This is a genomic window from Motilibacter deserti (assembly GCF_011250635.1).
In the GTDB taxonomy this organism is placed as follows: Bacteria; Actinomycetota; Actinomycetes; order Motilibacterales; family Motilibacteraceae; genus Motilibacter_A; species Motilibacter_A deserti.
In genome coordinates this window covers 1-23,057 of the sequence record NZ_JAANNP010000021.1, presented here as the reverse complement: position 1 = coordinate 23,057, position 23,057 = coordinate 1, and the positions used below count along the sequence as shown (strand labels likewise).

General features: G+C 75.1%; 20 protein-coding genes and 1 tRNA gene. 11 read left to right on the top strand and 10 right to left on the bottom strand.

Annotation, left to right across the window (positions count from 1 at the left end):
• Positions 1-62: 62 nt before the first annotated feature.
• Both G9H71_RS15845 and G9H71_RS15840 read right to left on the bottom strand, forming a co-directional pair.
• On the bottom strand, positions 63-764 hold the full coding sequence (locus tag G9H71_RS15845) for a hypothetical protein (protein ID WP_166283541.1): 702 nt from the start codon (positions 762-764) through the stop codon (positions 63-65).
• 125 nt (positions 765-889) lie between these two features.
• Positions 890-1,429: a bacterial proteasome activator family protein gene (locus tag G9H71_RS15840; RefSeq protein WP_166283540.1), complete on the bottom strand. Its 540-nt coding sequence runs from the start codon at positions 1,427-1,429 to the stop codon at positions 890-892.
• A 74-nt stretch (positions 1,430-1,503) separates the two neighbouring features.
• On the opposite strand from G9H71_RS15840, the gene G9H71_RS25205 reads away from it, so the two are divergent.
• Positions 1,504-2,424, top strand: coding sequence for a GNAT family N-acetyltransferase (locus tag G9H71_RS25205; protein WP_166283539.1), 921 nt, complete (start codon positions 1,504-1,506; stop codon positions 2,422-2,424).
• A 28-nt stretch (positions 2,425-2,452) separates the two neighbouring features.
• Here G9H71_RS25205 and G9H71_RS15830 read toward each other — a convergent pair whose 3' ends face one another.
• From G9H71_RS15830 to G9H71_RS15820, 3 genes are read right to left on the bottom strand one after another with little or no spacing between them, the layout of a single operon-like run.
• On the bottom strand, positions 2,453-2,980 hold the full coding sequence (locus G9H71_RS15830; protein ID WP_166283538.1) for a GNAT family N-acetyltransferase: 528 nt from the start codon (positions 2,978-2,980) through the stop codon (positions 2,453-2,455).
• Positions 2,977-3,954 carry an NAD(P)H-quinone oxidoreductase gene (locus tag G9H71_RS15825; RefSeq protein WP_166283537.1) on the bottom strand — a complete coding sequence of 326 codons (978 nt, stop codon included), beginning with the start codon at positions 3,952-3,954 and terminating at the stop codon, positions 2,977-2,979. Before G9H71_RS15825 ends, G9H71_RS15830 begins: the two co-directional genes overlap by 4 nt.
• 10 nt (positions 3,955-3,964) lie before the next feature.
• Positions 3,965-4,564, bottom strand: coding sequence for a biotin transporter BioY (locus G9H71_RS15820; RefSeq protein ID WP_166283536.1), 600 nt, complete (start codon positions 4,562-4,564; stop codon positions 3,965-3,967).
• Positions 4,565-4,601: 37 nt separating this feature from the next.
• On the opposite strand from G9H71_RS15820, the gene G9H71_RS15815 reads away from it, so the two are divergent.
• Entirely contained in the window at positions 4,602-5,339 is a 738-nt protein-coding gene (locus G9H71_RS15815) for a sirohydrochlorin chelatase (RefSeq protein ID WP_166283535.1), read from the top strand.
• 11 nt (positions 5,340-5,350) lie between these two features.
• Positions 5,351-6,262, top strand: a complete 912-nt coding sequence (locus tag G9H71_RS15810; RefSeq protein WP_166283534.1) for an aldose 1-epimerase family protein — start codon at positions 5,351-5,353, stop codon at positions 6,260-6,262.
• Positions 6,263-6,277: 15 nt separating this feature from the next.
• On the opposite strand, the gene G9H71_RS15805 is transcribed toward G9H71_RS15810, so the two are convergent.
• Together G9H71_RS15805 and yczR are read right to left on the bottom strand one after the other, a co-directional pair.
• On the bottom strand, positions 6,278-8,713 hold the full coding sequence (locus G9H71_RS15805; protein ID WP_166283533.1) for an EAL domain-containing protein: 2,436 nt from the start codon (positions 8,711-8,713) through the stop codon (positions 6,278-6,280).
• A 94-nt stretch (positions 8,714-8,807) separates the two neighbouring features.
• Positions 8,808-10,259 carry a MocR-like transcription factor YczR gene (yczR, locus tag G9H71_RS15800; protein ID WP_166283532.1) on the bottom strand — a complete coding sequence of 484 codons (1,452 nt, stop codon included), beginning with the start codon at positions 10,257-10,259 and terminating at the stop codon, positions 8,808-8,810.
• Positions 10,260-10,427: 168 nt separating this feature from the next.
• Here yczR and G9H71_RS15795 point away from each other — a divergent pair, with 168 nt between their 5' ends.
• The 3 genes from G9H71_RS15795 (at position 10,428) to G9H71_RS15785 (ending at position 13,470) form a co-directional block, all read left to right on the top strand.
• Positions 10,428-12,251: a sensor domain-containing diguanylate cyclase gene (locus G9H71_RS15795; protein WP_166283531.1), complete on the top strand. Its 1,824-nt coding sequence runs from the start codon at positions 10,428-10,430 to the stop codon at positions 12,249-12,251.
• Positions 12,252-12,312: 61 nt separating this feature from the next.
• Entirely contained in the window at positions 12,313-13,341 is a 1,029-nt protein-coding gene (locus G9H71_RS15790; protein ID WP_166283530.1) for a LacI family DNA-binding transcriptional regulator, read from the top strand.
• Between the two features lie 33 nt (positions 13,342-13,374).
• Positions 13,375-13,470, top strand: a tRNA-Ser gene (locus G9H71_RS15785).
• A gap of 1 nt (position 13,471) precedes the next feature.
• Here the strand turns inward: G9H71_RS15785 and G9H71_RS15780 are convergent.
• Together G9H71_RS15780 and G9H71_RS15775 are read right to left on the bottom strand one after the other, a co-directional pair.
• Complete coding sequence (locus tag G9H71_RS15780; RefSeq protein ID WP_166283529.1) at positions 13,472-14,353, bottom strand: DUF3105 domain-containing protein; 882 nt, start codon at positions 14,351-14,353, stop codon at positions 13,472-13,474.
• 524 nt (positions 14,354-14,877) lie between these two features.
• Complete coding sequence (locus tag G9H71_RS15775; protein ID WP_166283528.1) at positions 14,878-15,261, bottom strand: VOC family protein; 384 nt, start codon at positions 15,259-15,261, stop codon at positions 14,878-14,880.
• A gap of 440 nt (positions 15,262-15,701) precedes the next feature.
• On the opposite strand from G9H71_RS15775, the gene G9H71_RS15770 reads away from it, so the two are divergent.
• The 5 genes from G9H71_RS15770 to G9H71_RS15750 all read left to right on the top strand — a co-directional run bounded on the left by G9H71_RS15770 (position 15,702) and on the right by G9H71_RS15750 (position 22,370).
• The gene (locus G9H71_RS15770) at positions 15,702-16,481 is read left to right on the top strand and encodes a hypothetical protein (RefSeq protein ID WP_166283527.1); all 780 of its coding nucleotides are present in this window, start codon (positions 15,702-15,704) and stop codon (positions 16,479-16,481) included.
• Positions 16,482-16,991: 510 nt separating this feature from the next.
• Entirely contained in the window at positions 16,992-18,563 is a 1,572-nt protein-coding gene (locus tag G9H71_RS15765; RefSeq protein WP_166283525.1) for a S8 family serine peptidase, read from the top strand.
• Positions 18,564-18,611: 48 nt separating this feature from the next.
• The gene (locus G9H71_RS15760) at positions 18,612-21,242 is read left to right on the top strand and encodes a putative bifunctional diguanylate cyclase/phosphodiesterase (protein ID WP_166283523.1); all 2,631 of its coding nucleotides are present in this window, start codon (positions 18,612-18,614) and stop codon (positions 21,240-21,242) included.
• 102 nt (positions 21,243-21,344) lie between these two features.
• Positions 21,345-21,812, top strand: coding sequence for a hypothetical protein (locus G9H71_RS15755; RefSeq protein ID WP_166283521.1), 468 nt, complete (start codon positions 21,345-21,347; stop codon positions 21,810-21,812).
• Between the two features lie 345 nt (positions 21,813-22,157).
• The gene (locus G9H71_RS15750) at positions 22,158-22,370 is read left to right on the top strand and encodes a hypothetical protein (RefSeq protein WP_166283519.1); all 213 of its coding nucleotides are present in this window, start codon (positions 22,158-22,160) and stop codon (positions 22,368-22,370) included.
• A gap of 110 nt (positions 22,371-22,480) precedes the next feature.
• On the opposite strand, the gene G9H71_RS15745 is transcribed toward G9H71_RS15750, so the two are convergent.
• Positions 22,481-23,057 (bottom strand): ROK family protein (locus G9H71_RS15745; RefSeq protein ID WP_166283517.1); only part of this gene is annotated, 577 nt, incomplete at its 5' end.

Below are 23,057 nucleotides of genomic sequence, written 5' to 3'. Positions count from 1 at the left end.
CGGCCCCACCTCGTCCCCCGTGCAGGAGGTCCGAGGTGAGGCCGGTGGTGAAGAGGAGCGGGTCAGGCCTGCGCCTTCTTGCTGAACACCATCCCGATGCTGACGACGATCAGCCAGAGCGGCATCGTGAAGCCCGGCATGCCCGGCAGCGCCATGCCGATCGCCATGCCGACCGGCGGCAGGAGCAGCAGGATGCTGACGACGCCCATCCACCTGGGGAGCACGGCGCTGCGGCCGAACGACAGGGCGGCCGCGCATCCGGCGGCGACGGCCCCGCCCCACCAGCCGAGGAGCAGGCCGAAGTCGAGGTAAGTCCAGTTCACGAACATGGATTCCGGCGTCAGCCATCCGGCGTCCGTGCCGCCGGGCAGGTAGAGCGCCATCGACCCGGCGAGGCTGTATCCGATGACGTTGATGGCGGCCGTCGCGGCGAGCGCCTGCGGGATCGTACGGGCGGCCAGGCTGCGCGGCGCGCGTTCCTCCGCCCACCGTCGCCAGCCGGACGAGGCGAGCAGCAGCGAGGCGACCGAGACGAGGCCGAGCAGGAACGCGACGTGGTAGCCGCCGCGGTTGACCTCGTCGAGGATCGCCAGGCCCTTGTTCTCGCCCTTCTCGGCGTAGTTGCCCGTGAGGCCGACGAAGCCGGCGGCGAGGCTGGTGGCGCCGGCGAGCACGCCGAACAGCGGCCAGGTGGCGCGCCGGGACGGGGCGGGCGCCGCGTGCGCGGCGATGGACGGGGCGGCGGTCGGAAGCGTGGCGGTCATCGGGCTCTCCTGGCGTGGGCTCGTGTCGAGTACGTCAGGAACTCTGCTCCGGTCGGGCGCGCGATCCCACCGTGCTCCCTGGCGGCTTCCGGGTGTGGCCAGCACACCCGGAGGCCGGGGGTGAGCTAGAGGTATTGCCCGGTGGGCCGCTCGGCGGGGACGCCCTGCACCGCGCCGGGCGGGAGCGCCCGCCGCCCGCCGGCCTCCATCTGCGCGCGCGCATTCATCTGCTGGGCGAAGAGGGCCGCCTGGATCCCGTGGAACAGCCCCTCCAGCCAGCCCACCAGCTGGGCCTGGGCGACACGCAGCTCGCCGTCGGTCGGGATCTCGGCCTCGCTGAACGGCAGCGTGATGCGGCGCAGCTCCTCGACCAGCTCGGGCGCGAGGCCGGCCTCGAGCTCGCGGATCGAGGAGGAGTGGATCTCACGGAGCCGGGCGCGGCTCGCCTCGTCGAGCGGCGCGCTGCGGACCTCCTCCAGCAGCTGCTTGATCATGCTGCCGATGCGCATGACCTTGTCCGGCTGCTCGACCAGGTCCGTCACCGACGTCGACTCGTCGTCCTGCTCGTCCTGCTGCGGCGGCGTCCCCGCGCTGACGCCCATGCCGTCCGGTCCGACGACGACGATGCGGGGGGCCGGGGTCTCGGCGCTGCTCGGGTCAGTCATGGCCTCCATCCTGCCAACGGAGCCGGAGCGGAAACCGGTCGCCCCGAGCGGGCACCGGCTGGCAGAGTCGACCGGTGATCGCCGTCCCCCCGCCGTACTCCTGCCGCCGCGCGACACCGGACGACGCGGAGGCCGCCTTCGCCGTCGCCGCAGCGGACGACGCGCGGGTCCTGGGCCACCCCGACGGGACGCTCGCGGACCTGCGCGACGACCTGCAGAGCACGTCGTTGGAGGCGTGGCTCGTCGAGCACCCGGACCGGGGCACGGTCGGATACGTCACCGTCGAGCCCAAGGGCGACGCCGTGGCCTACCTCGACCTCTACACCACGGACGACGCGGTCGGGCCCGAACTGCTCGCGGGCCTGACGCAGCGCGGGCGCGAGGTGCTGCCGGGCGGCGGCGAGCTGCGCACGTCGATCCTGCGGCTCGACGACCGCACGGCCGGCTGGCTCGAGGGCGCCGGCTGGAAGCGCTCGACGAGCTGGGCCCGGCTGCGGCTCGAGCTGGCGGACGGGCCGCCCGCCCCGCGGCTGCCGGACGGCGTGCGCATCCGGCGGGTCGAGCCCGGCGACATGGCCGGGCTGCGCTCGGTCCACTCGGTGATCGACACGTCCTTCGCCGACTCCTCCGGCCACGTCCCGGAGCCCTTCGAGGAGTGGTTCGGCCGCAACGACGCCCGCAGCACCGTCGACTGGAGCCAGGTGTGGCTCGCCGAGGACCCGGCCGGCGCGGTCGGGGCGCTCTACTGCAGCGACGACTACGTCGAGGACGAGAAGGCCGGCTACGTCGCGCGGCTCGGGGTCCTGCGGCCGGCGCGAGGACGCGGCGTTGCGCGGGCGCTGCTGCTCACGGCGTTCGCGGACGTACGCGCCCGCGGGCTCCCGGCGGTGCTGCTGCACGTCGACGAGAACGGCACGACGGGGGCCTACGCGCTCTACGAGTCGGTGGGGATGCGGCGCGTGCTGCAGGTCGACATGTGGGTGCTGCCGGCCTGAGCGGCGCCGGCCGTGCGCCCGCGACGTGTCAGTCGGTGCCGAGCCGGGCGTACATCACGACGTCGGCGCGCCGACCGCGCAGCAGCAGCCGCCCGCGCAGGACGCCCTCCGCGGTGAAGCCAGCCGCCTCCGTGACCCGGCGCGACGCCGTGTTGGCGGGCTCGACGACCAGCTCGACCCGGGCGACGCCGCGCTCCTCGAACAGCCAGGAGCACAACGTACGCAGCGCGTCCGAGGTGAGCCCTCGCCCACGGGCAGGGGCAGCCGTCCAGTAGCCCACGTCGGCGACGCCGTCGTCGATGCTGTGCACGCCCACGCTCCCGACGACGGCGCCGGCCTCGGTCACGGCGAACGTCCCCGCGCCGACCGCCCAGAGCGCGGGCGCGACCTCGGTCACGAACCCGACGGCGTGGGCGTGCTCGTACGGCGACGGGACGCGCGTCCAGCGCTGGATCTCGGGGTCCTGGCAGGCGGCGAACACGGCGTCGGCGTCCGACGCGCGCCAGGGCCGCAGGACGGTGCGCGCGCCGTGCAGGGTCGGCTGCGGTCCGATCATCGGGCGCGCAGCAGGACCTTGCCGGTGACGTCGCCGGACTCCAGGCGGCGATGGGCCGCAGCGGCGTCGGACATGGGGTACGTCGAGTCGACCAGCACGCGCACGCGGCCGTCGGCGACCAGAGGCCAGACGTGCTCGCGCACCTGCTCGACGATCGCGGCCTTCTGCGCGAGCGGACGGGACCGCAGCGCCGTCGCGTGCACCGCGCCGCGCTTGGCCAGCAGCGCGCCGAGGTCGAGCTGGCCCCGGGCGCCGCCCTGCATGCCGATGACGACGAGCCGGCCGTCGGGGGCGAGGACGTCGACGTTGGGGCCGAGGTACTTCGCGCCGATGGGGTCGAGCACGACGTCCGCCCCCGTGCCGCCGGTGGCCGCGCGCACCGCCGCGACCCAGTCGTCGCGGTAGCTCACGGCCGCCTCCGCCCCGAGCTCGCGGCAGAGCGCCAGCTTGTCCTCCGACCCGGCGGTCGCCACCACCCGCGCGCCCAGGGCAGCGCCGACCTGGACCGCCGTGGAGCCGATGCCGCCCGCGCCCCCGTGCACGAGCAGCCACTCGCCGGCGGTGAGCCCGGCCCGCATGACGAGGTTGGACCAGACCGTGCACACGGTCTCCGGCAGCCCCGCTGCCGTGACGAGGTCGACCCCGCGCGGCAGCGGCAGCACCTGCCCTGCCGGCACGGCGACCCGTTCGGCGTAGCCGCCGCCGGCGAGCAGCGCGCAGGCCTCGTCGCCGACCGTCCAGCCGGTCACCCCCTGACCGAGGGCGGCGACCCGGCCGCTCACCTCCAGGCCGGGGTGGGCCGGCGCGCCGGGCGGCGGCGGGTAGTGGCCCTGGCGCTGCAGCAGGTCGGCGCGGTTCAGCCCCGCGGCGACGACGTCGAGCAGCAGCTCGCCCGGGCCGGGCGCAGGGTCGTCCACCTCGGCCCAGACGAGCGCGTCCGGCCCGCCGGGGGACGGGATCGTGACGGCGTGCACCGGCGCGGCCTCAGCGCCGGATGCGGTCCACGAGCGCCCACGTCGCGGGCAGCAGGCCCGCGGCGGCGGCGGACTTGACCAGGTCGCCCGGGACGAAGTCGTAGAGGCCGTAGTCCAGGCCCTGCGCGACCCCGACGTGCAGCGTCGCCATGAGCCACGGCACGCCGACGGCGTAGATCAGGGCGGAGCCGAGGATGTTGAGCGCGAAGACCCGCCAGGGGCTGCGCGTGCTCATTCGCTCGCTCAGCCGGCCCACGACGAGCGCGGCGAGCAGGAAGCCCAGGATGTAGCCGAACGACGGGCTGCCGCCCCAGCCGGAGCGGCCGTCGGAGAACCACGGCATGCCGGCGACGCCGGCCAGCAGGTAGACCGTCGTGGCCAGCAGGCTGCGCAGCGAGCCCAGCGCGGTGGCGGCCAGCAGGACGGCGAACGTCTGCAGCGTCAACGGCACGGGCCACAGCGGGATCGAGACCTGAGCGCAGACGCCGATCAGCGCGGCGGCGCCGAGGACGAGGGCGACGTCGGCCGCGAACGTGCGCGGGACGAGGTCGGCCAGCACCCGGGGGACGCGGGGGGCGTGCGGCGAGGCGGAATGCGACAGCGAGCTCATGACGGGACAGCCTGCCAGCACACCGTACGGTTCTGCAGTGCCTCCCACCCCCGCCCCGGCGCCGGGCGCCCCCGCCGCGCAGCTGCCCGTCGACGCCCCGGTCGTGATCGCGGCGCACGGGACCGAGGTCCAGGCCGGGCTGCGCACGGTCGAGGCGATGGCCGAGCGGGTGTCCGCCGCCATGCCGGGCCGCCGCGTGCGGGTCGGCTACCTCGACGTCGTCGGGCCGACGGTGGGCGAGACGCTGGCGGCACTCGACGCGCCCGCGGTCGTGGTGCCGCTGCTGCTGGCCCCGGGCTACCACGTCGACGTGGACCTCCCGGCCGTCGCCGCCGCGGCCGCGCACCCTGTCGTCTGCACCGGGCCGGTCGGCCCCGACGAGCGGCTCCTCGACGTCGTGCTCCGCCGGCTGCTCGAGGCGGGATACACGCGCGGGGACGCCGTCGTGCTCGGCGCTGCCGGCTCCAGCTCGCCGCGGTCGGCGCGCGCCACGGCCCAGGCCGTCCGCTGGCTCGCCGAGCGCACCGGGGCCGAGGTCGTGGCGGCGTACGCCTCCGCGACCCCGCCCACGCCCGCCGAGGCGGTGACCCGGCTCCGGGCCGGGGGCGCCCGGCGCGTCGCGCTCGCGACCTACCTGCTGGCCCCGGGCTACTTCGCCGAGCGGATGCACGACTCCGGCGCCGACGTCGTCTCCGCGCCGATCGGCGACGCGCCGGAGGTCACCGCCGCGATCCTCGACCGGGTCGCGGGCATCGGGCCGGTCGCGCTCCCCTAGGCTGGCTGGCCGTGATCCCCTCGGGCGAGCAGGTCCGGCTCTCGGCAGCCGGCTACACCGCGGTCGTGACCCAGGTCGGCGCCGGCCTGCGCAGCCTGCGCGCCGACGACCGGCCGCTCGTCAGGGAGTACGCGGAGGACGTCCTGACGCCGGTGAGCAGCGGCGTCGTCCTCGCGCCGTGGCCGAACCGCATCCGCGACGGGGCCTACTCCTTCGCCGGCAGCGGCCACCTGGTGCCGATCAACGAGCACGACCGCGGCAACGCGCTGCACGGCCTGGTCGCCTGGTCGGCCTGGGACGTCGTCGAGCGCTCGGACGACCGGGCGGTGCTGCGGACGCGGGTCTGGCCGTCGCCGGCGTACCCGACGATCCTGGACCTGGAGGCGACGTACGCCCTCGGGCCCGACGGGCTGGAGTGGTCGCTGCGCGCGGTCAACGCCGGCGACGTCGCCGCGCCCTACGGTGCCTCGATCCACCCCTACGTCGTGCCCGGTGCCCCGGGCAGGGTCGACGAGTGGACTCTCCGGCTGCCGGCCGCGAGCTACCTCGAGGTCGACCCCGACCGCCTCCTGCCGCGGGAGGTCCTCCCCGTCGTGGGCACCGAGTTCGACTTCCGGTCCGGGCGCACGATCGAATCGACCTTTGTTGATCACGCCTTCACCGATGTGCAGTTCGCCGAAGACGGCTACGCAAGGGTGCAGGTGCTCGGCAGAGACGGCTCCGGCGTGGAGGTCGTCTGGGACGCCACGAGCCCGTGGGTGCAGGTGCACACGGCCGACCGCCCGGAGCCGGAGCTCGACCGCACCGGCCTCGCGGTCGAGCCGATGACCTGCCCGCCGGACGCGTTCAACAGCGGGACCGACGTCGTCACCCTGCAGCCGGGCGACGAGCACTCGGTGACGTGGCGGATCCGGCGCGTCTAGCGGGAAGCCCGCGGCCTACGCGACGGCCGCGTGCCAGTCGGCCCGGTCGCCGCGCAGCCACCGGTCGTGCCATGCCTCGAACGCGACAGCGGGCATCGGACGGGCGAAGAGGTAGCCCTGGCCACGGCGTACGCCGAGGTCCCAGAGCAGCCGCGCGACCTCCTCGGTCTCGACGCCCTCGGCGATGACGTTCATGCCGAGCTCGTCGGCCAGCGCCACGATCGAGCGCACGATGGCGATGTCGCGCCGGTCGGCGGGCAGGCCGGTGACGAAGCTCCGGTCGATCTTCAGCGTCTGCACCGGCAGCTGCTTGAGCCGGCCCAGCGACGAGTAGCCGGTGCCGAAGTCGTCGACCGCGACCCGGATGCCCATGGCATTGACCCGGCGCAGTGCCGAGACCGCGGACTCGTTGACCAGCGTCGTCTCGGTGACCTCGACCTTGAGCAGGCTGGGCGCCACCCGCAGCTCGCGCAGCGTGCGCGTGAGCTGGGCCGGGTAGCCCGGGTCGGCGAGCACGGCCCCGGACAGGTTGACGGCCACGGGCATGCGGCGGCCGGAGCCCTCCCACGCCGCGGCCTGCCCGGCGGCGCTGCGCAGCACGAAGTCCGTCAGCCCGGCGATGAGGCCGCTCTGCTCGGCCAGCGGCACGAACGACGCGGGCGACTGCGGGCCGCGGTGCGCAGGCGACCACCGCACCAACGCCTCCGCGCCGGTGGCCGTGGCCGTCTCGAGGTCGACGACCGGCTGGTAGGCGACCGTCAGCTCACCCTCCTCGATGGCGGCTCGCAGGTCGTTGACCATGCCGAGCCGGGCGCTGGCGTCCTCGTCGACCCGCGGGTCGAACGCCGCCCACCCGGTCCGCTCGCGCTTCGCGCGGTACATCGCCAGGTCGGCGTGCTTGAGCAGGGTGTGCGTGTCCGTGCCGTGCCGGGGGGCGATGGCGATCCCGATGCTGCCGCCGAGCAGCACCGGGCCGGCGGGAGTGTCGAACGGGCGCAGCAACTGCTCGTAGAGCCCTGCCGCGACCGTGATCGCGTCGTCGGAGTCCTTGAGCGCCGGCAGGCCGACCGCGAACTCGTCGCCGCCGAGCCGGGCGACCACGTCGTCGTGGCGTACGCGCTGGCGCAGCCGGGTCGCGACCTGCCCGAGCACGACGTCGCCCGCCTGGTGGCCGAGCGAGTCGTTGACGTCCTTGAAGCCGTCGAGGTCGATGAGCAGCAACGCCGTCGACGCTCCGGCGGCGGCGTCCGCGGCGAGCGCCGCGCTCATCCGCTCGTGCAGCAGCCCGCGGTTGGGCAGGTCGGTCAGCGCGTCGTGCGTCGCGCTGTAGCGCACCTCCGCCTCGACACGGAAGCGCTCGACCGCGGCGGCCACGACGTTCGAGACGGCCTGCAGGAAGTGCAGCGCCTCCTCGCCGAAGGCCTCCACCTGCCGCGAGTGCACGGCGAGCACACCCCAGGGGCGGGCGCCGCCGACGACCGTGACCGCGCTGCTGCGGATGCCCGCGCCGGTCAGCAGCGGGTGCTCGTCGGGGTCGCGCAGCGCGTGGTCGGTGACCACGACCGGCGCGCCGACGGCCAGCGCCTGGGCGGTGATGCCCCGGTTGGTCGGGCGGGACCCCGGCGGGAAGTCCGTGCCGTACGACGCGGCGAACTGCAGGCCGTCGGGCACGCACTGGATGAGGCTCGCCATCGGGGCGTCGAGGGTGGCGGCCACGGTCCCGACGACCAGGCGCAGCAGCGGGGCCAGCTGGTCCGCGGTGAGCGCGGCCTGGCCCAGCTCGGCGACGGCGGCCTGCTGCCGCTCGCGGGCGCGCAGCTCGCGCGAGAGCGCCGCCTCGGCGTCGGCGACGAGCTGGGCGTTGTCGATGGCGAGCGCGGCCTGGGTGGCGAAGGCCTCGAGCAGCTCGAGCTGGGCGGGCTCGGGCCGGCGCGCGCCGGGCGGCAGGTCGACGCAGAGCACGCCGAGCAGGCCGTGCCGGGCCGACCGCAGGGGAGCGAAGAGGATGTCCTCGGCGTCCCAGCGGTCGGGCCCGGAGGCGCCCCGCGGCTCCGGGTGCTGCCAGCTGGCCAGGTCGTTCGCGGGCTCGGAGCCGGCCGGGAGGAAGCAGAGGCTGCCGAACGGGCCGACCGGGCGGGCCGACGCGAGCAGCGCCTCCCAGTCCTCGCGCGCTCCGGCGCTGCCCAGCAGCGCCGCCCGCGCGTCGTCGGACCCGGAGACCGCGACCGTGCGCAGGTCGCCCGAGGGCTGCACCAGGCTCAGCGTCGCGACGGAGAACCCGAGCTCCTGCACGGCCGCGTCTGACACGGCCTCCAGGGTCGGCTGCAGCCCCGGCAGGGCGCTGATGTCGCGGACCAGCCGGTGCAGCGTGGACAGCGCGCTGGACTGGCCCGACTGGCCGGCTCCGCCTCTCGCCGGCCCGGGAGCCGCGGGGTCACGAGCAACGGGCATCGCTTCCCCCTCCGTCCGACGGCCGCTGGCGAACTATCGGACGGGGCGCACCGAAGCTGAGCAACGGTAGGCCGATCGAGCCCCCACACCCCGTCTAGACAAGGATGCGTGATCCAACCGGCGGGCGGAAACCCCCGACCACGGACCCCCACAGCCCGGCGAGCCGGTCGACCGCGTCGACGAGCACGGGCTCCGGCGGGGTGAACGGCAGCCGGACGAACCGGTCGAAGGCGCCGTCGATGCCGAACCGCGGCCCGGGGGCGAGGCGCAGCCCGGCGTCCGGCGCGGCCGCGGCCAGCGCGGTGCTGCCCGGCGCGTCGAGCGCGACCCACAGCGACATGCCCCCGCGCGGCACCCGCGTCCGCCACGCCGGCAGCCGCTCCGCCAGCGCCGCGACCAGGGCGTCCCGCCGTGGCCGCAGCAGCTCCCGGCGGTCCGCGACGACCCCGTCGAGCCGGCGCAGCAGCGCGAGCGCGACCAGCTGGCCGAGGATCGGCGGGCCCATGTCCGACACCGCACGGACCTCCGCCACGCGCCGCACGAGGGACGGGTCGGCACGCAGCCATCCGGTCCGCAGCCCGCCCCACACGCTCTTGCTCAGCGACCCGACCGAGACCAGCTGCCCGCGCGCGTCCAGCCGGGCCGTACGTGCCGGCTCCGGGCCGTCGAGCACCAGGTCCGCCATCGCCTCGTCGACGACCGTCACCGTCCCCGAGCGGCGGGACGCGTCGAGCACGCGGGCGCGCACGTCGTCCGGCATGACCGCTCCGGTCGGGTTGTGGAAGTCCGGCACGAGGTAGGCCAGCCGCGGCCCGCGACGCAGCGCGTCCACGAGCATCACCGGGTCCCAGCCCTCCGCGCCGTCCACGGGCACCGGGTGCAGCCGGGCCCGGGCGGTCCGCAGCGAGTCCAGGGCGTTCGGATAGGTCGGCACCTCGACGAGCGCGGTGTCGCCGGGCGTGAGCACTGTGCGGGCCAGCAGGTCGAGCGCCGCCTGCCCGCCGGTGGTCACGAGGACCTGCTCGGGCGTCGTGGGCGCGCCCAGGCTGGTGTAGCGGTCCGCGATCGCCGCGCGCAGCTCGGGCAGCCCGAGCAGGTCGTAGCCCGAGCTGCCCAGGTGCGCGGGGAGCAGCTCGTTCGCCTCGGCGACCGCGGCCAGCATCGCCGTCGGGGGCGCCGGCAGGCTGGCCATCGTCAGGTCCACGACGTCCGGCCCGCCGCCCGTCCGCGGCCCCCACGCCCCCGCCGGCAGCGGCGAGTCCACGGGCAGCGCGGTGAAGCTGCCCGCCCCGACCCGCCGCTCGAGCAGGCCCTCCTCGCGCATCCGGTCGTACGCCGCCGACGCCACCCCGCGGCTCACCCCGAGCGCCGTGGCCAGGTCGCGGTCGGCCGGCAGCCGCACCCCGACCGGCACCCGGCCGTCCACGACGAGCGCGCGCAGCGCCGTGGACAGCAGGTCGGCCAGCGGGCGGCGCACCGGCGACGGCGACGAGCGCCAGTCGCCGAGCAGGACGACCAGGCGGGTCGCGGGCATGGTGCGGATCATGGGGCCATTCAACGCCGATCGGCCCGTTCGCGCCAGCGATTGGGCTGCTCGGGGGAGCGGGTGGCTGCGTCCGGCACCGTCGCCTGCTCCTCCACGCCGGCTCGCAGCACCCCGGCGTACCGGATCGGGTGGCTCAACCCCGTCACACCGCACGCCGAGACTCCGGACGTGAACGTACGCCGCGCTCCCGCCGCCGCCGGGGCTCCCGACGCGCAGGAGCGCAGCCTGCAGGGGGAGCTGCGCCGGTTCTGGCGTGCCCTCGCGCTCGCCCTCTCGCTGCTGCTCGTGTCGATCGCGGCGAGCGCTGCGTACTCCCAGCTCGTCGTGCAGCCGCGCAGCGTGCTGACGACGGCGGTCGTGAAGCAGCTGCGGCTGCTGCACGAGGGGATGCTGGACCAGGAGACGAGCCTGCGGGCGTACGCGGCGACGGGCAACCCGGCCTTCCTCGCGCCGTACTCCGCGGGCGCCACCGAGACCAACCGGGCCGAGGACGAGCTCATCGGCCTCGTGTCCGGGGACCCGACCGAGACGCGCATGGTGGTGGCGACGATCCTCGCCCACCGTGCGTGGGCCTCGAGCTGGGCAGGTGAGGGGCTGGCGGTCCGGCCCGGCCAGCCGATGGAGACCGGGAAGCTCTCGGCGTACCTCGCCCGGGGCAAGACGTTGTTCGACCGCTACCGCGCCGCGCAGCACGTGGCGGCGGACCGCGCCGCCGCCCGCCGGGACGCGGCGCTGGCCAGCCAGCGCAAGGCGCTGCTGACGGCGGGCGCGGTCAACGTGCTCGTCGTCGCCGGGATCTTCGTCGTCGGGGTGCGCCGCCGCCGGCAGCTCGGCACCGTGATCGACGCGCCGGTGCGCGCCCTGCTCGACATGATGTCCCGGATGGAGGCCGGCGAGCTCGGCGTGCAGGCACCGGGGCTGGGGCCCTCGGAGTTCCGCCGGCTGGGCGAGGGGCTCTCCTCGATGGCCCGCCGCATCGAGGCCCAGCAGGCCCGCGGCATGGTCCGCGAGGAGGCCGCCAGCCAGCTGGCCGCCCGCCTGCGGGTCATCCTGCGGGTCGCGCGCGAGACCGCTGGGTCGCTCGACCCGCGCCTCGTCGCGGAGTACGTCGCGGCCGCCGCCGTCGAGCTCGGCCGCACTCGCGCGGTGGTGTGGGAGCGTCGCGCGGACGGGGAGTTCGTCGCGATCCGCCGCAGCACCGACCCCTCCGGCGCGCTGCCCCCGGCCGGCTTGGTCGCCCCGCCCGCGGTCGCCATGGCGGCCGCCGAGGCGCGCTCGGTCACGCAGGGCACCATGACCTGCTTCCCGCTCGTGGTCCGCGGGGCCGTCGTCGGGGTCATGGAGGTCGAGGCCGAGGCGTGGGACGACGAGGACACCGCGCAGGTCGACTCGGTCCTCGAGGCGCTCGCGCTCAGCGCGGCGTCGGCGCTGGAGGCCGCCCGGCTGCACGCGAGCGTGACCGAGCAGGCCCGGCTCGACGGGCTGACCGGGCTGCGCAACCGCCGCAGCCTGGAGGAGGAGGCCGCGCACGAGTGGAGCCGCTCGCGCCGCTACGACCGCCCGCTCAGCGTCTGCATGATCGACCTCGACCACTTCAAGCGCATCAACGACACCGCGGGCCACGCGATCGGCGACGAGTGGCTGCGGCGTACGGCCGACGCCGTCGCCGCGGGGCTGCGCGGCAGCGACCTGGCCTACCGCTACGGCGGCGAGGAGCTCGTCGTCATGCTGCCCGAGACGTCGGCGGACGCGGCGATGATCGTCGCGGAGCGGATGCGCGCGGCCATCGAGGCGGTCGTCGGGCCGGCGGAGTACCCCCACGTCACCGCCTCGGTGGGCGTGGCGACGCTGAGCTACGCGATGCGCGACGTCAACGAGCTGCTGGCCGCCGCGGACACGGCGCTCTACGCCGCGAAGACCGCCGGCCGCAACCGGGTCGTGGCCGCCGAGCAGTCGGTGCTGCTGACGCCGAGCGGGTCCCGCGCGGGCTGAGGGACCGCTAGCGTTCGCTCTGCCGAACCGACTACGGAAGTCGGGGACGGGAGGGCGAGGCGTGGTCTCCATCCATGAGCTGTCACGGCGCAGCGGCGTGTCCGTCTCCACGGTCAGCCGCGCCCTCAACGGCTACTCCGACGTCAGCGCGGCGACCCGGCAGCGCGTCCAGGAGCTCGCCCGCGAGCTCGGCTACTCCCCGAGCGAGGCCGCGCGCACCCTCGTCCGCCGTCGCAGCACGATGGTCGGCGTCGTCTGGGACCCCGGCTTCCGACAGCCGGCCCCGCACCCCTTCCTGCACGAGGTGCTCGACGGCGTCCGCTACGGCCTCGGCACCCGCGGCTACGACACGCTGCTGCTCGCGCCGGTGCTCGACGAGGCAGCGCAGGACCCCGAGGCGTACGTCCGGCGCGCCCGCCAGCTCAGCCTCGCCGGCGTGGTGGTCATGGGCGTCGACCCCGCCCAGCCCTGCGTGAGCGGCCTCATCGACAGCAGCGTCCCGGTCGTCCTCGTCGACATCGACCAGCAGGGCAGCCGCACGGTGCGGCTCACCTCGGACAACGTCGGCGGCGCCGCGCTCGCCGCCCGCCACCTGCACGCGACGGGCCGCCGCCGCCTCGCCTGCATCACCGGCCCGCTGGACCTTCCGACCTCCGGCGACCGCCTCCGCGGGTTCCGCGAGGAGCTGGCCGCGCTCGGCGTCGCGCTGCCGGGCGAGCTCGTCGAGGCCGGCGACTTCTTCTACGACGGCGGGGCGGCGGCCATGCGCCGGCTGCTCGAGCTGCCCGAGCGCCCCGACGGCGTCTTCGTCTGCGGGGACCTGATGGCCCTCGGCGCGATGACCGCGGTGGCCGAGGCCGGCCTGCGCGTCCCCGAGGACGTCGCGATCGTCGGGTTCGACGACGTGCCCGCCGCCGCGTATGCCCGGCCGGCGCTGACGACGGTCCGGCAGGACGTGCCGGGCTTCGGGGCCGCCGCGGCCGAGCAGATCCTCGCGCTGACCGCGAGCGGGACTGACGCCGAGCCGGCGGGCCCGGTCGTGCTGGAGACCAGCCTGGTCGTCCGGGCCTCCTGCGGCGCCGCGCGCTGAGCCTGGGCGCGGACGCTACGGTGGGCTCCTCCGGGAGGGCTGTCCGAGTGGCCGATGGAGGCGGTCTTGAAAACCGCTAGGCAGGACACCAAGCCTGTCTCATGGGTTCGAATCCCATGCCCTCCGCCAGCTACATCCCGTCGTCGCCGCTCGCCTTGCCGGGCGGGTTGGCCCCGTTGATGCCGTCGTACGCCGCCCGGCCGCCGGTCTCGACGGGGATGCCGTCGACCGCGCTGCCGTACTCCGGCGTGTACTTCTGGTTCGACCGGAAGGTGTCGACGAACTGCTGCAGCCGCGGGTCGTCCGGGGAGTCGACGCGCAGCTGGTGGCCCCATGCGCTGATGACGATCGGGCTCGGCAGGCTCTCGTCGGCCCACGGGCTCAGGTCGACGTAGCGGTTCTTCGCGTCGGCGACGCCGTCCACCGGCTCGGGCAGCTCGGTCTGCTTCGTGACGAGCGCGCGCAGCGCCTCGACGTCGGCCGTAGGAAGGCTTGGCCGGTAGGTGATCCACACCGCGCCGTGCTCCATGTTGTGGACGGCGCGCTCGCTGGGGATCGGCTCGGTGTAGACGCCGGCGTTCATCCAGACGCCGTTGTGCGGCCCGCCGACCGGAGGGACGACGGCGTACTGCACCGGGCCGTCGACGTGGTCGTGCTCGAGCGCGCCCTCGGCCTCCGTGCCGTCGCCCGGCCACTCCCCGGTGTTCCAGGCGAGCACGCCCTCGATGCCGGAGTCGTCCTCGACCTGCTCCGCTCGCCTCTCGACCGTCGTCTCACCAGTGGGCGTCGAGGGGATGATCTGGCCCTCGGCGCTCGCGCCGGAGCCGCCGCGCTGGGCGAGCACGGCGACCGCGACGACGCCAACGAGCACGAGGACGCCCACGACGCCGAGCAGGAGGATGAGGCGCCGGCGGCGGTTCTCCTCCCGCTGCTGCGCCGCGCGCAGCTCCGCCGCCTTCTGCCTGCGCTGCTCGGCACGGCCGCCCCCGGACTCGCCGGTCGTCGATGTCACCTGTCAACAGTAGGTCGCGGACCGGGCGGTTTGTCCGGACAAAGGTCCTCCGAGGCAACGTTCCCAGGAAGCTGACAGGCTGGCCACACGGGGATGTCAGGCCCGGCCCCGAACCCTCGAGCATCACCCGGACGGCGCAGCGCCCCACCCACCCCGAGGCCGTGCAGGCCGCCTCCCGGACGCGGGCCGCTGGCGGCGGGCGGCTGGGCGGGGCGAGGACATCGACACGGGCCTGGACCGGCTGCTGCGCGTCGCCGCGAGGGCCGCGGCTCGCGGCGAGGCTGTCAGCGGCGTCGTCGACCGCGCCTTCGAGGCGCTGGGAACAGGGGCGCCACCGACGACGTCACGCTCGCCGGAATTCTCTTCCGGTGTCGAGGGCCGCCTCCGAGAATGGGGTCGCACTGGTCCATGCGGCCCGGTCATTCTAGAGAATTCGTCCTGGTATGCCGCGCCGTCGTGCGCATTCTTCAGGAGGTGGCCGGAATACGCGGTTCCGCTCCGGCACCGAGATTGCGGGCCGCCGGTCAACCGCCGTGGAAGACGGCTTCGACGTTGTGCCCGTCGAGGTCGCGCAGAAAGACGGCGTAGTAGCCGGGGTGGTACTCCGGCCACTCCCGCGGTGCGTGCAGCACCTCGGCGCCCGCGGCCAGCGCCGCCTCGTGCACCGCGTCGACGGCCGCCCGGTCCGGGGCCGAGAAGGCGACGTGCAGCTCACGGCCCTCTGCGCCCTGCGCCGGGCTGAGCCAGAAGTCCGGCTGACCGTCCGGTCCCGCGAGCCCGACGACGAAGGACGCCGGGCCGGTCGGGAAGCGCATCGCCTCGCGCACGCCGCACGCCGCGAACGTGGCGAGGTAGAAGTCGAGCGAGGCCTGGACGTCGGCCACCTGAACCCCGAGGTGATCCAGCATGTCCGGAGGCTAGCGATCAGGGCCTTGGCCGTCATCACTTCACGGGCTGCAACACGAGGGGAAACCCGGCACGGGCCGCACAAAGTGGCGCTCCGGATGCGGAACGCAACCATCCGCCGTTCCCGCCGCAGCTCGATGGGAGGAAATCGGGCTCCGGTGCCGGTGCACGGGAGCCGCGCCCGCCCGCTCGTGATACGACCGTGGCAGGCGATCGACGTCGCGGGGCGGCGCCGGGACGGAGGGCGCATGGAGCACGACGCGGCGCGCACGGCGTACGTCGGGCGCTCCCGTCCGGCGCGCCCGGCGACGGCCGGGGGGCGCGCCTTGTCCGGTCGGGCGGCTGCCGCCTACTGTTCGCCCCGCCGGTCGGCCGCGGGCTCGGCCGGCGTGACCGGACGCTCGCGCAGGCCCGTCGTCGACCAGGAAGGCCGCTGTTCCGGATGAGTGCCGACGACGTCGCCCGCAGGATCCGGTCCGCGATGGACTCCTGGGCCGCCCAGGCCGCCCCGGGCCTGGCCGAGCTGCTCGCCGCCGACGCGGCGGCGCGCTCGGGGACGCACGCCGGGCGCCCCGCGCACGTGCCCGCCCCCGCGTCCCACCGGCGGCTTCCCGGGCTGGCGGCACTGGACCGCCAGCTGGCGGTGTTCGAGGGCGTCGCGCCGATCGCGTTGCGGGCCACGAGCGCGGTCGAGTTCGTCGCCGCCTCGTGGTGGGTGCGCGCCCACCGGCAGGCACAGGCCGCGCGGCTGCTGCTCGTCGAGGGGTTCGCCGCCGAGGCCGAGGTCAACACCAGGGACGTGGTCGAGCACTCCATCGCGCTGGAGACGCTGGCAGCGTTCGACGCCCGCGACGAGGCGGCCCGCTTCCTCTCCGGCCTGGCCGCCGGGCCGATGCCGCCCAGCCTCGACGTGCTCCCGACCGCGAGCACCGGGATCGGGACGGCCGTGCCCTACCTGCGGCGCATCGCCCGGGGGGAGCGCTTCGAGCGAGCGCCGGAGGCCGTCGACGAGGAGGCCATCGTCCCCCTGCTCCTCGAGGCGCTCACGACCTGCAACGCCACTTTCGACGTCTTCCTCGCCGAGCCGGTCCTGGCGGCGCTGGCGAACCCGGCGCCCTCCGCAGCGTCCGCTGCGGGGCCCGACCAGGGCCCGAACGCGCACGTCGGCCCGGTTCCCACGTCGCTGCCCGGCCACGAGGACGGGCCGGCCCACCGCCGCTGATTGGCGCGATCCTCCCGATCGGCGCGCCAGGCCAACCCGCGTCGGACAATTCCTCCGCTTTTGTGCCCATGCCTTTCGGGCGCGCGCTGCTGTCGTCACTCACGGCTACTGCTCGGTATAGGCCATTCGGGCTATGCGCGAAGTTTCCGTCGCACAGTGCGATCGTTAGCACCTAAGGTTTTGTCTCGGTCACCCTGGGTCTTCGACAGCTCGCGCGTCGATCCCACGGCTCCACCCACCGTTACGTTGTGACACCCTTCTGTTGCTCGCGGTGACGACGGCGTGGAGGCCCAGGGGGAGGCATCTACGGCGAGATGTCCGGCACCGGGTCAAGGAGCACCCAGTGCCTGCCGAACAGCCGGTGTCCCGGATCCGGGAACCGGTCGCACAGTCCGAACACGGGTCGCATTCGGTCGGCCCAGGAGGGTGGAGTTCGAGATGCTCGCTCGACTTCTTGTCCCGGCGCCCGGGACGCAGGCAGGTTCTTCGTTCGCTCGCGGTCACCGCTCGGTGGCCACCGCCGCCCTGGCTGCCGCCGTGCTCGCGTGCGGCACCGGGATGGGCAGCGCCGCGGGGGGCGGCACGACGGGAGGGGACGACGGCAGCCTGGCGTCGGCGGCGACGGCCGTCCTGTCGGCACCGGTCCGCGTGGTCGTCGGCGCCCTCGCCGCCGACCAGGCCGCGGTCTCGCGGGCGGTCACGGCCGCCGGCGGCCGCGTCGTCGACGCGGCCGGGGACGTCGCGACGATGGTCGCCGAGGTGCCGAGCGCTGCGGTGAGCGCGCTCTCGACCACTCCGGGCGTGCGCTGGGTCGCGCCGGACATGCAGGTCAAGCTGCTCGAGGCGAGCGCCGGGACCGGCGCCACCTCCGGCCGCTCGCTGCACGCCCTCGCCGAGGAGATCGGCGCGACCACGGCCTGGTCGCGCGGCGTGACGGGCGAGGGCGTGGACGTCGCCCTCATCGACTCCGGCGTCGCGCCGGTCCCCGGGCTGGACGCCGCGGACAAGGTGGTGACCGGCCCCGACGCCGCGCTCGACCCGACGCAGGCCGACACCGACGCGCAGGGTGTGGACACCTTCGGCCACGGCACCGTGATGGCGAGCATCATCGCCGCCGACGACACCACCCGGGCCCTCGGCGACCCGGAGGCGGCCGACGGCATCGCCCCCGGCGCCGGCCTGGTCAACGTCCGCGTCGCGGGCACCGACGGCGAGGTCAGCCTCGGCGACCTCGTGATGGCCATCGGCTGGGTCGTCGAGCACGGCCAGGACAACGGGCTCAACGTCCGCGTGCTGAACCTCTCGGTCGGCGGCTACGGCCCCGACGAGTACACCGTCGACCCGCTCGCCTGGGCCGCCACCGCGGCTGCCGACGCCGGCATCGTGGTCGTCGCCTCCTCCGGCAACGACGGCACCACCGTCGGCCGGGTCACCTCGCCGGCCATCGCCCCGCAGGTCATCGCGGTGGGCGCGAGCACCACGACCGGCAACGGCCCGGCGGCCGCGGGCTTCACCAGCGTCGGCAACGTCGAGCGCGGCGTCGACGTCTTCGCTCCCGGCGAGTCCGTCCTGGGCCTGCGCGCGCCCGGCTCGACGCTGGACGCCAACTACCCCGGTGCTCGCGTGGGTGACCGCTACTTCCGCGGCAGCGGCACCTCGCAGGCCGCCGCCGCCGTCAGCGGCGCCGCCGCCCTGCTGCTGTCCGAGCGCCCGCAGTTGAGCCCGGCCCAGGTGAAGGCCCTGCTCATCGGGACCGCGTCCCCGGTCTCCTCCACCTCCACCTCCGCCACCGGCGCCGGCCTGGTCGACGTCGATGCCGCGCTCAGTGCTCCGACGCCCGCCGAGCAGGAGCCGGTGAAGCTCTTCCCGCTGCCCGAGGGCTGGGACGAGGTTCAGGCCGACACGACTCCGTCCGAAGGTACGTGGGCGGGCCTGCGCTGGAACGGCCTCCGGTGGAACGGCCTCCGGTGGAACGGGCTGCGGTGGAACGGGCTGCGCTGGAACGGCCTCCGTTGGAATGGCCTTCGGTGGAACGGGCTGCGGTGGAACGGCCTTCGGTGGAACTCTGGCTTCTGGGGCTAGGGGATCCCACCTCGCGCGCGAGGTGAGGAGATGGGATAGGACTGCGTCGTGGTGGACCGTGGAAAGGGTCTGCGCGGGCCGCTTTCGGCGAGTGCCCGCGCCACCCTGCTGACGGCTGCCCTCACCGTCCTCGCCGTGGGCCTGTGGTACTCCATAGGCCCACGGCGCACCACGTTGGACCAGCCCTGGATCGTCGCCGCGCTCGTCGTGGCCTTCATCTGCACCGAGCTGGGCCAGCTGCACATCATCGTCGGCAAGCAGACCCGCTCCATCCACTTCAGCGAGCTGCCCGGCGTCGTCGCGCTCTTCCTCGTCGGCCCGCTGGGCTTCCTGATCTCGCACGTGCTGGCCACGGCCGCCGTCGTGCTGAAGAACCGCACGCCGGCCACCAAGGCCGCGTTCAACCTGGCCCTGTCAGCCAACGAGTGCCTCGTGCTCGTCGTGGTGCTGGAGTACCTCGGTGACGGGGCCGAGCTGACCCTGGCCTCGGCGCTGGCCGTCTTCGTCGGGGTCTTCGCGGTCAACACCCTCGACCTCACGGCCCTGCGTACGGTCATCTGGCTGACCGAGGGGCACCCGCCGAGCCGGCAGCGCTCGGACTGGGTCGCCGCCGTGCTCGGCGTCGGCGGCGTGTTCAGCGCCGCCCTCGGGCTGGTCGTGGTCGCGCTCGTGCAGACCGGCAGCTGGCAGTGGCTGCTCCTGCTTCCGCTCGCCGGCGTGCTGTACGCCGCCTACCGCACGTACTCCACGCTGCTCGAGCGCCACCTCGCGCTCGAGCGGCTCTACGACTTCTCCCAGACCACGCGCAACGGCTCGCGCTGGGGCGACGTGGTGCCCGAGCTGCTCGAGCAGGCCCGGTCGCTGCTCAACGCCGAGCGGGCCGTCATCCGGGTGCACGGGCGCCCGGGCGCCGAGGACGCGGTCATCGCGGTCGCCGACTCCTCCGGCTTCGACGGCGGGGACGCGCCCGGCGAGCGCCCCGTCGGCCTCGCCCTGCACGAGGAGCAGGAGGCGCCGGAGGATGCCGGGCGCCCACCGGCCGCGATGCACGACGAGATCCACGAGGAGGTGCTGCACTCGCGCAAGCCGCTGCTGGTCGCGCGTGGCACCACCGACGCGCGGCTGCGCGAGTGGCTCGCGGCGCGCGACGCGCGCGACGCGATGGTCGTCCCGCTCGTCGGTGACACGGGCGCGTTCGGCACGCTCGAGGTCGCCGGCCACCAGGCCGACTCCCGCACGTTCACCCCGGCGGACCTGCGCCTGCTCGAGACGCTCGCGACCCACACGGGCTTCGCGCTGGAGAACAGCCAGCTGCTGGACCGGCTGCGCCACGACGCCCACCACGACCACCTGACCGGGCTGGCCAACCGCGGCTACTTCATGGAGCGGCTGGACGAGGCGGTCGCCGCCCACCGCCCGTTCGCAGTGATGATCATGGACCTCGACCGGTTCAAGGACATCAACGACGCGCTCGGCCACCACAGCGGCGACCAGCTGCTGCGCGCGGTCGCGTCGCGGTTGCTGCTGGCGGCCCCCGAGGGCGCGACTGTGGCGCGGCTCGGCGGCGACGAGTTCGCCGTCCTGCTGCCCGACACCGGCGCCCGGGAGGACGCCGAGCAGGCGGCCCGGGCGATCTCCGAGGCCCTCATGGGCCCGGTCCCGCTCGAGGACGCCTCGATCGACGTCGAGGGGTCGGTCGGCATCGCGCTGCACCCCGAGCACGGCACCGACGCCGCAGCGCTGCTGCAGCACGCGGACATCGCGATGTACGCCGCCAAGACGCAGGCGCTCGGCGTCCGCGCCTACGACCCGACGCTCGACGAGGGCGGCCCGCGGCGGCTCGCGCTCATGGCCGAGCTGCGCAGCGCGCTGCGCGCGGACGAGATCGTCGTGTTCTACCAGCCGAAGGTGCGGCTCAGCGACGCCGAGCTCGTGGGGGTCGAGGCGCTCGCCCGCTGGCAGCACCCGACCCGCGGGCTCGTGCCGCCGGACGAGTTCATCCCGCTCGCCGAGCACACCGGCGTCATCGGCCCGCTCACGCTGCGGGTGCTGGAGACCTCGCTCGCCCAGTGCCGGCAGTGGCTGGAGGAGGGCAAGAGCATCCCGGTCGCGGTCAACATCTCGGTGCGGGCGCTGCTCGACCCCGCCTTCCCGGCCCAGGTGGTGCGGGTCCTCGCCGCCCAGGGCGTCCCCCCGGCGCTGCTGACGCTGGAGCTCACCGAGACCAGCATCATGAGCGACCGCGCCCGGGCCGTGCCGGCGCTCGAGCAGCTGACCGGGCACGGCGTGAAGGTCTCGGTCGACGACTTCGGCACCGGCTACTCCTCGCTGGCCCACCTGCGCCGGCTGCCCGTGACCGAGGTCAAGATCGACAAGTCGTTCGTCTTCGGCATGGCCACCGAGCCCGAGGACGCCGCCATCGTCGAGGCGATCGTGCAGCTGGCCCACTTCATGGGCAAGCAGGTCGTCGCCGAGGGCGTGGAGGACGCGCTGAGCTGGCACAAGCTCACCGCGATGGGCTGCGACATCGCCCAGGGCTACCTCATGTCGCGCCCGCTGCCGCCGGACCGGCTCGAGACCTGGCTGCGCGACAACGCGCTCCCGCCGCGGCCCGGCGTCAACGAGCCCGCGTCGGTGCGGCGCAAGGCGCGGCCGCTGCGGCTGGCCACGCAGACCTGACGCCCGCCTCGGCGACGGGGGCTTGCGGCCGGCGCCGCCCGGTCGGGCCGTGCCCCGCGCCTGCTTGCCCGGACGCACGCCAGGGCTGGCACCATCTGCCGGGTGAGCCCCTCTCCTGCCACCCCGCGCCGCCCGTACGCCCTGCGCCCCGGCGCGGACGCGACCGCCTACACACTCGTCACGTCCGCCGCGCTCGCGGTGCTCGCGCCCGTGCTCGACACGGCGTGGATCGACGAGCCGCCGTTCGGCTCGGTGCCGGCCAGCGCCGAGGACGCGCTGGAGCGGCTGCGCGCCGCTGCCCGGGCGCAGGTGCAGGAAGGCCGGCTGCCCCGGACGGACGGGCCGCACCTCGGCGTCGACGTCGACCTCGCCGACGAGGGCCAGGTCAGCGCGTTCGCCCAGCTGGCCGCCCACACGACGGCGGCGGAGGCCTACACCCGCACGGAGGAGGAGGTGCTGCGCGCCGGTGACAGCGGCACGCACCTGGTCCTCTCCCTGACCCGTGAGGAGCATGTCGCCCTCCTGGAGCGGCTGCCCGCGACGGCCGCGGGCCTGCTCGAGCAGCGCTAACCCGCCTGCCCCGGGGGCTCGGGCGCGCGCAGCCCGGCGCGTACGGCGAGGACCACGAGCTGGGGACGTCGCGGGCGCCGAGCTTGCCCAGGGGCGGGCTGCGGCCGCGGTCGCGCTCACCGCACGCCGCGACGTGGGCTGACCCGGCCCCATCGACAGCAGGCGCCTCCCTGCCCGGGGAGGCGCCTGCTGCTGCGTCGGGGGCGGCGAGTGCGGCGGCCGGAGTGTCACGAGCGTGTCGGTCCAACTGTCATCGGCCGAACAGACGGGCCGGGGCGGCGCGAGCACGCTGGTCGCAGTCAGGAGAACAGCCGGCCAGCCGCCTCAGCCGAACAGGAGCCCGCGATGAGCCCCCGTACCCGCCCCGCCTTCGCCACCGCGGCGGGGTGCTCCGCTCCGCGCCGGACGTCCCGGCCGCAGGCTCGCCCCGCGTCCGCGGCGTACTGCGCGCCGGTCCCGGATCAGCACGTGCTCGCGCGCGTCCACTACTGCCGCTACGCCGTCCCCGGCAGTCGCGGTGCCGGGCGGGCCCTGCCCGGATACCCGCTGCGGGTGTGAGGGGGAGCCCGCACCGGCGAAGGGCCCCGCCGACCGCGCCATCACCTTTGGGAGGGGAGTGATGGGGCGCCGGGCGGGGCCCATTGCCGTGCGCGTCGGCGACGCCGACGTCAGACCCGGTGCGACGGGTCCCACAGGTGCACGCCGCCGAGCAGCCCGGCGAGGTTCGGCACGATCGTGACGTCCGGCCCGAGGTCGGTCTTGATGTGGCGGGTGTTGCCGCCGCCGACGTAGAGCCGGTCCCACCAGAACACCCAGCGCAGGCCCTCGACCGCCTCGGCGAGACGGGCGTTCCACCGGTCACGCCCGATGCGGGCGCGGGTGAGGTTGCCGAGCCGCTGGTCGTAGGACTCGCCCTTCTTCAACCGGTGCGCCGACATCTCGACCTTCGGCAGCAGCCGGCCGTCGTCGAACATCGCGAAGCCGAAGCCGGTCCCCAGCGTGATCACGACCTCGAAGCCCTGACCGGACACCACCGCGCAGCCCTGCATCTCCGCGTCGTTGACCGCGCGTACCGGAGCCAGCAGTGCCTTCTCCAGTGCGGCCGCCACGTCGAAGCCGCGCCACTCCTCGACCAGGGCCGGGTCCTGGGGGGTGAACGGGCCGGCGACGGTCACGAAGTGCGGGGTGTGCAGCACCCGTCCCTTGCGGACGACACCGGGCACGCCCACGGACACCCGGTCGTAC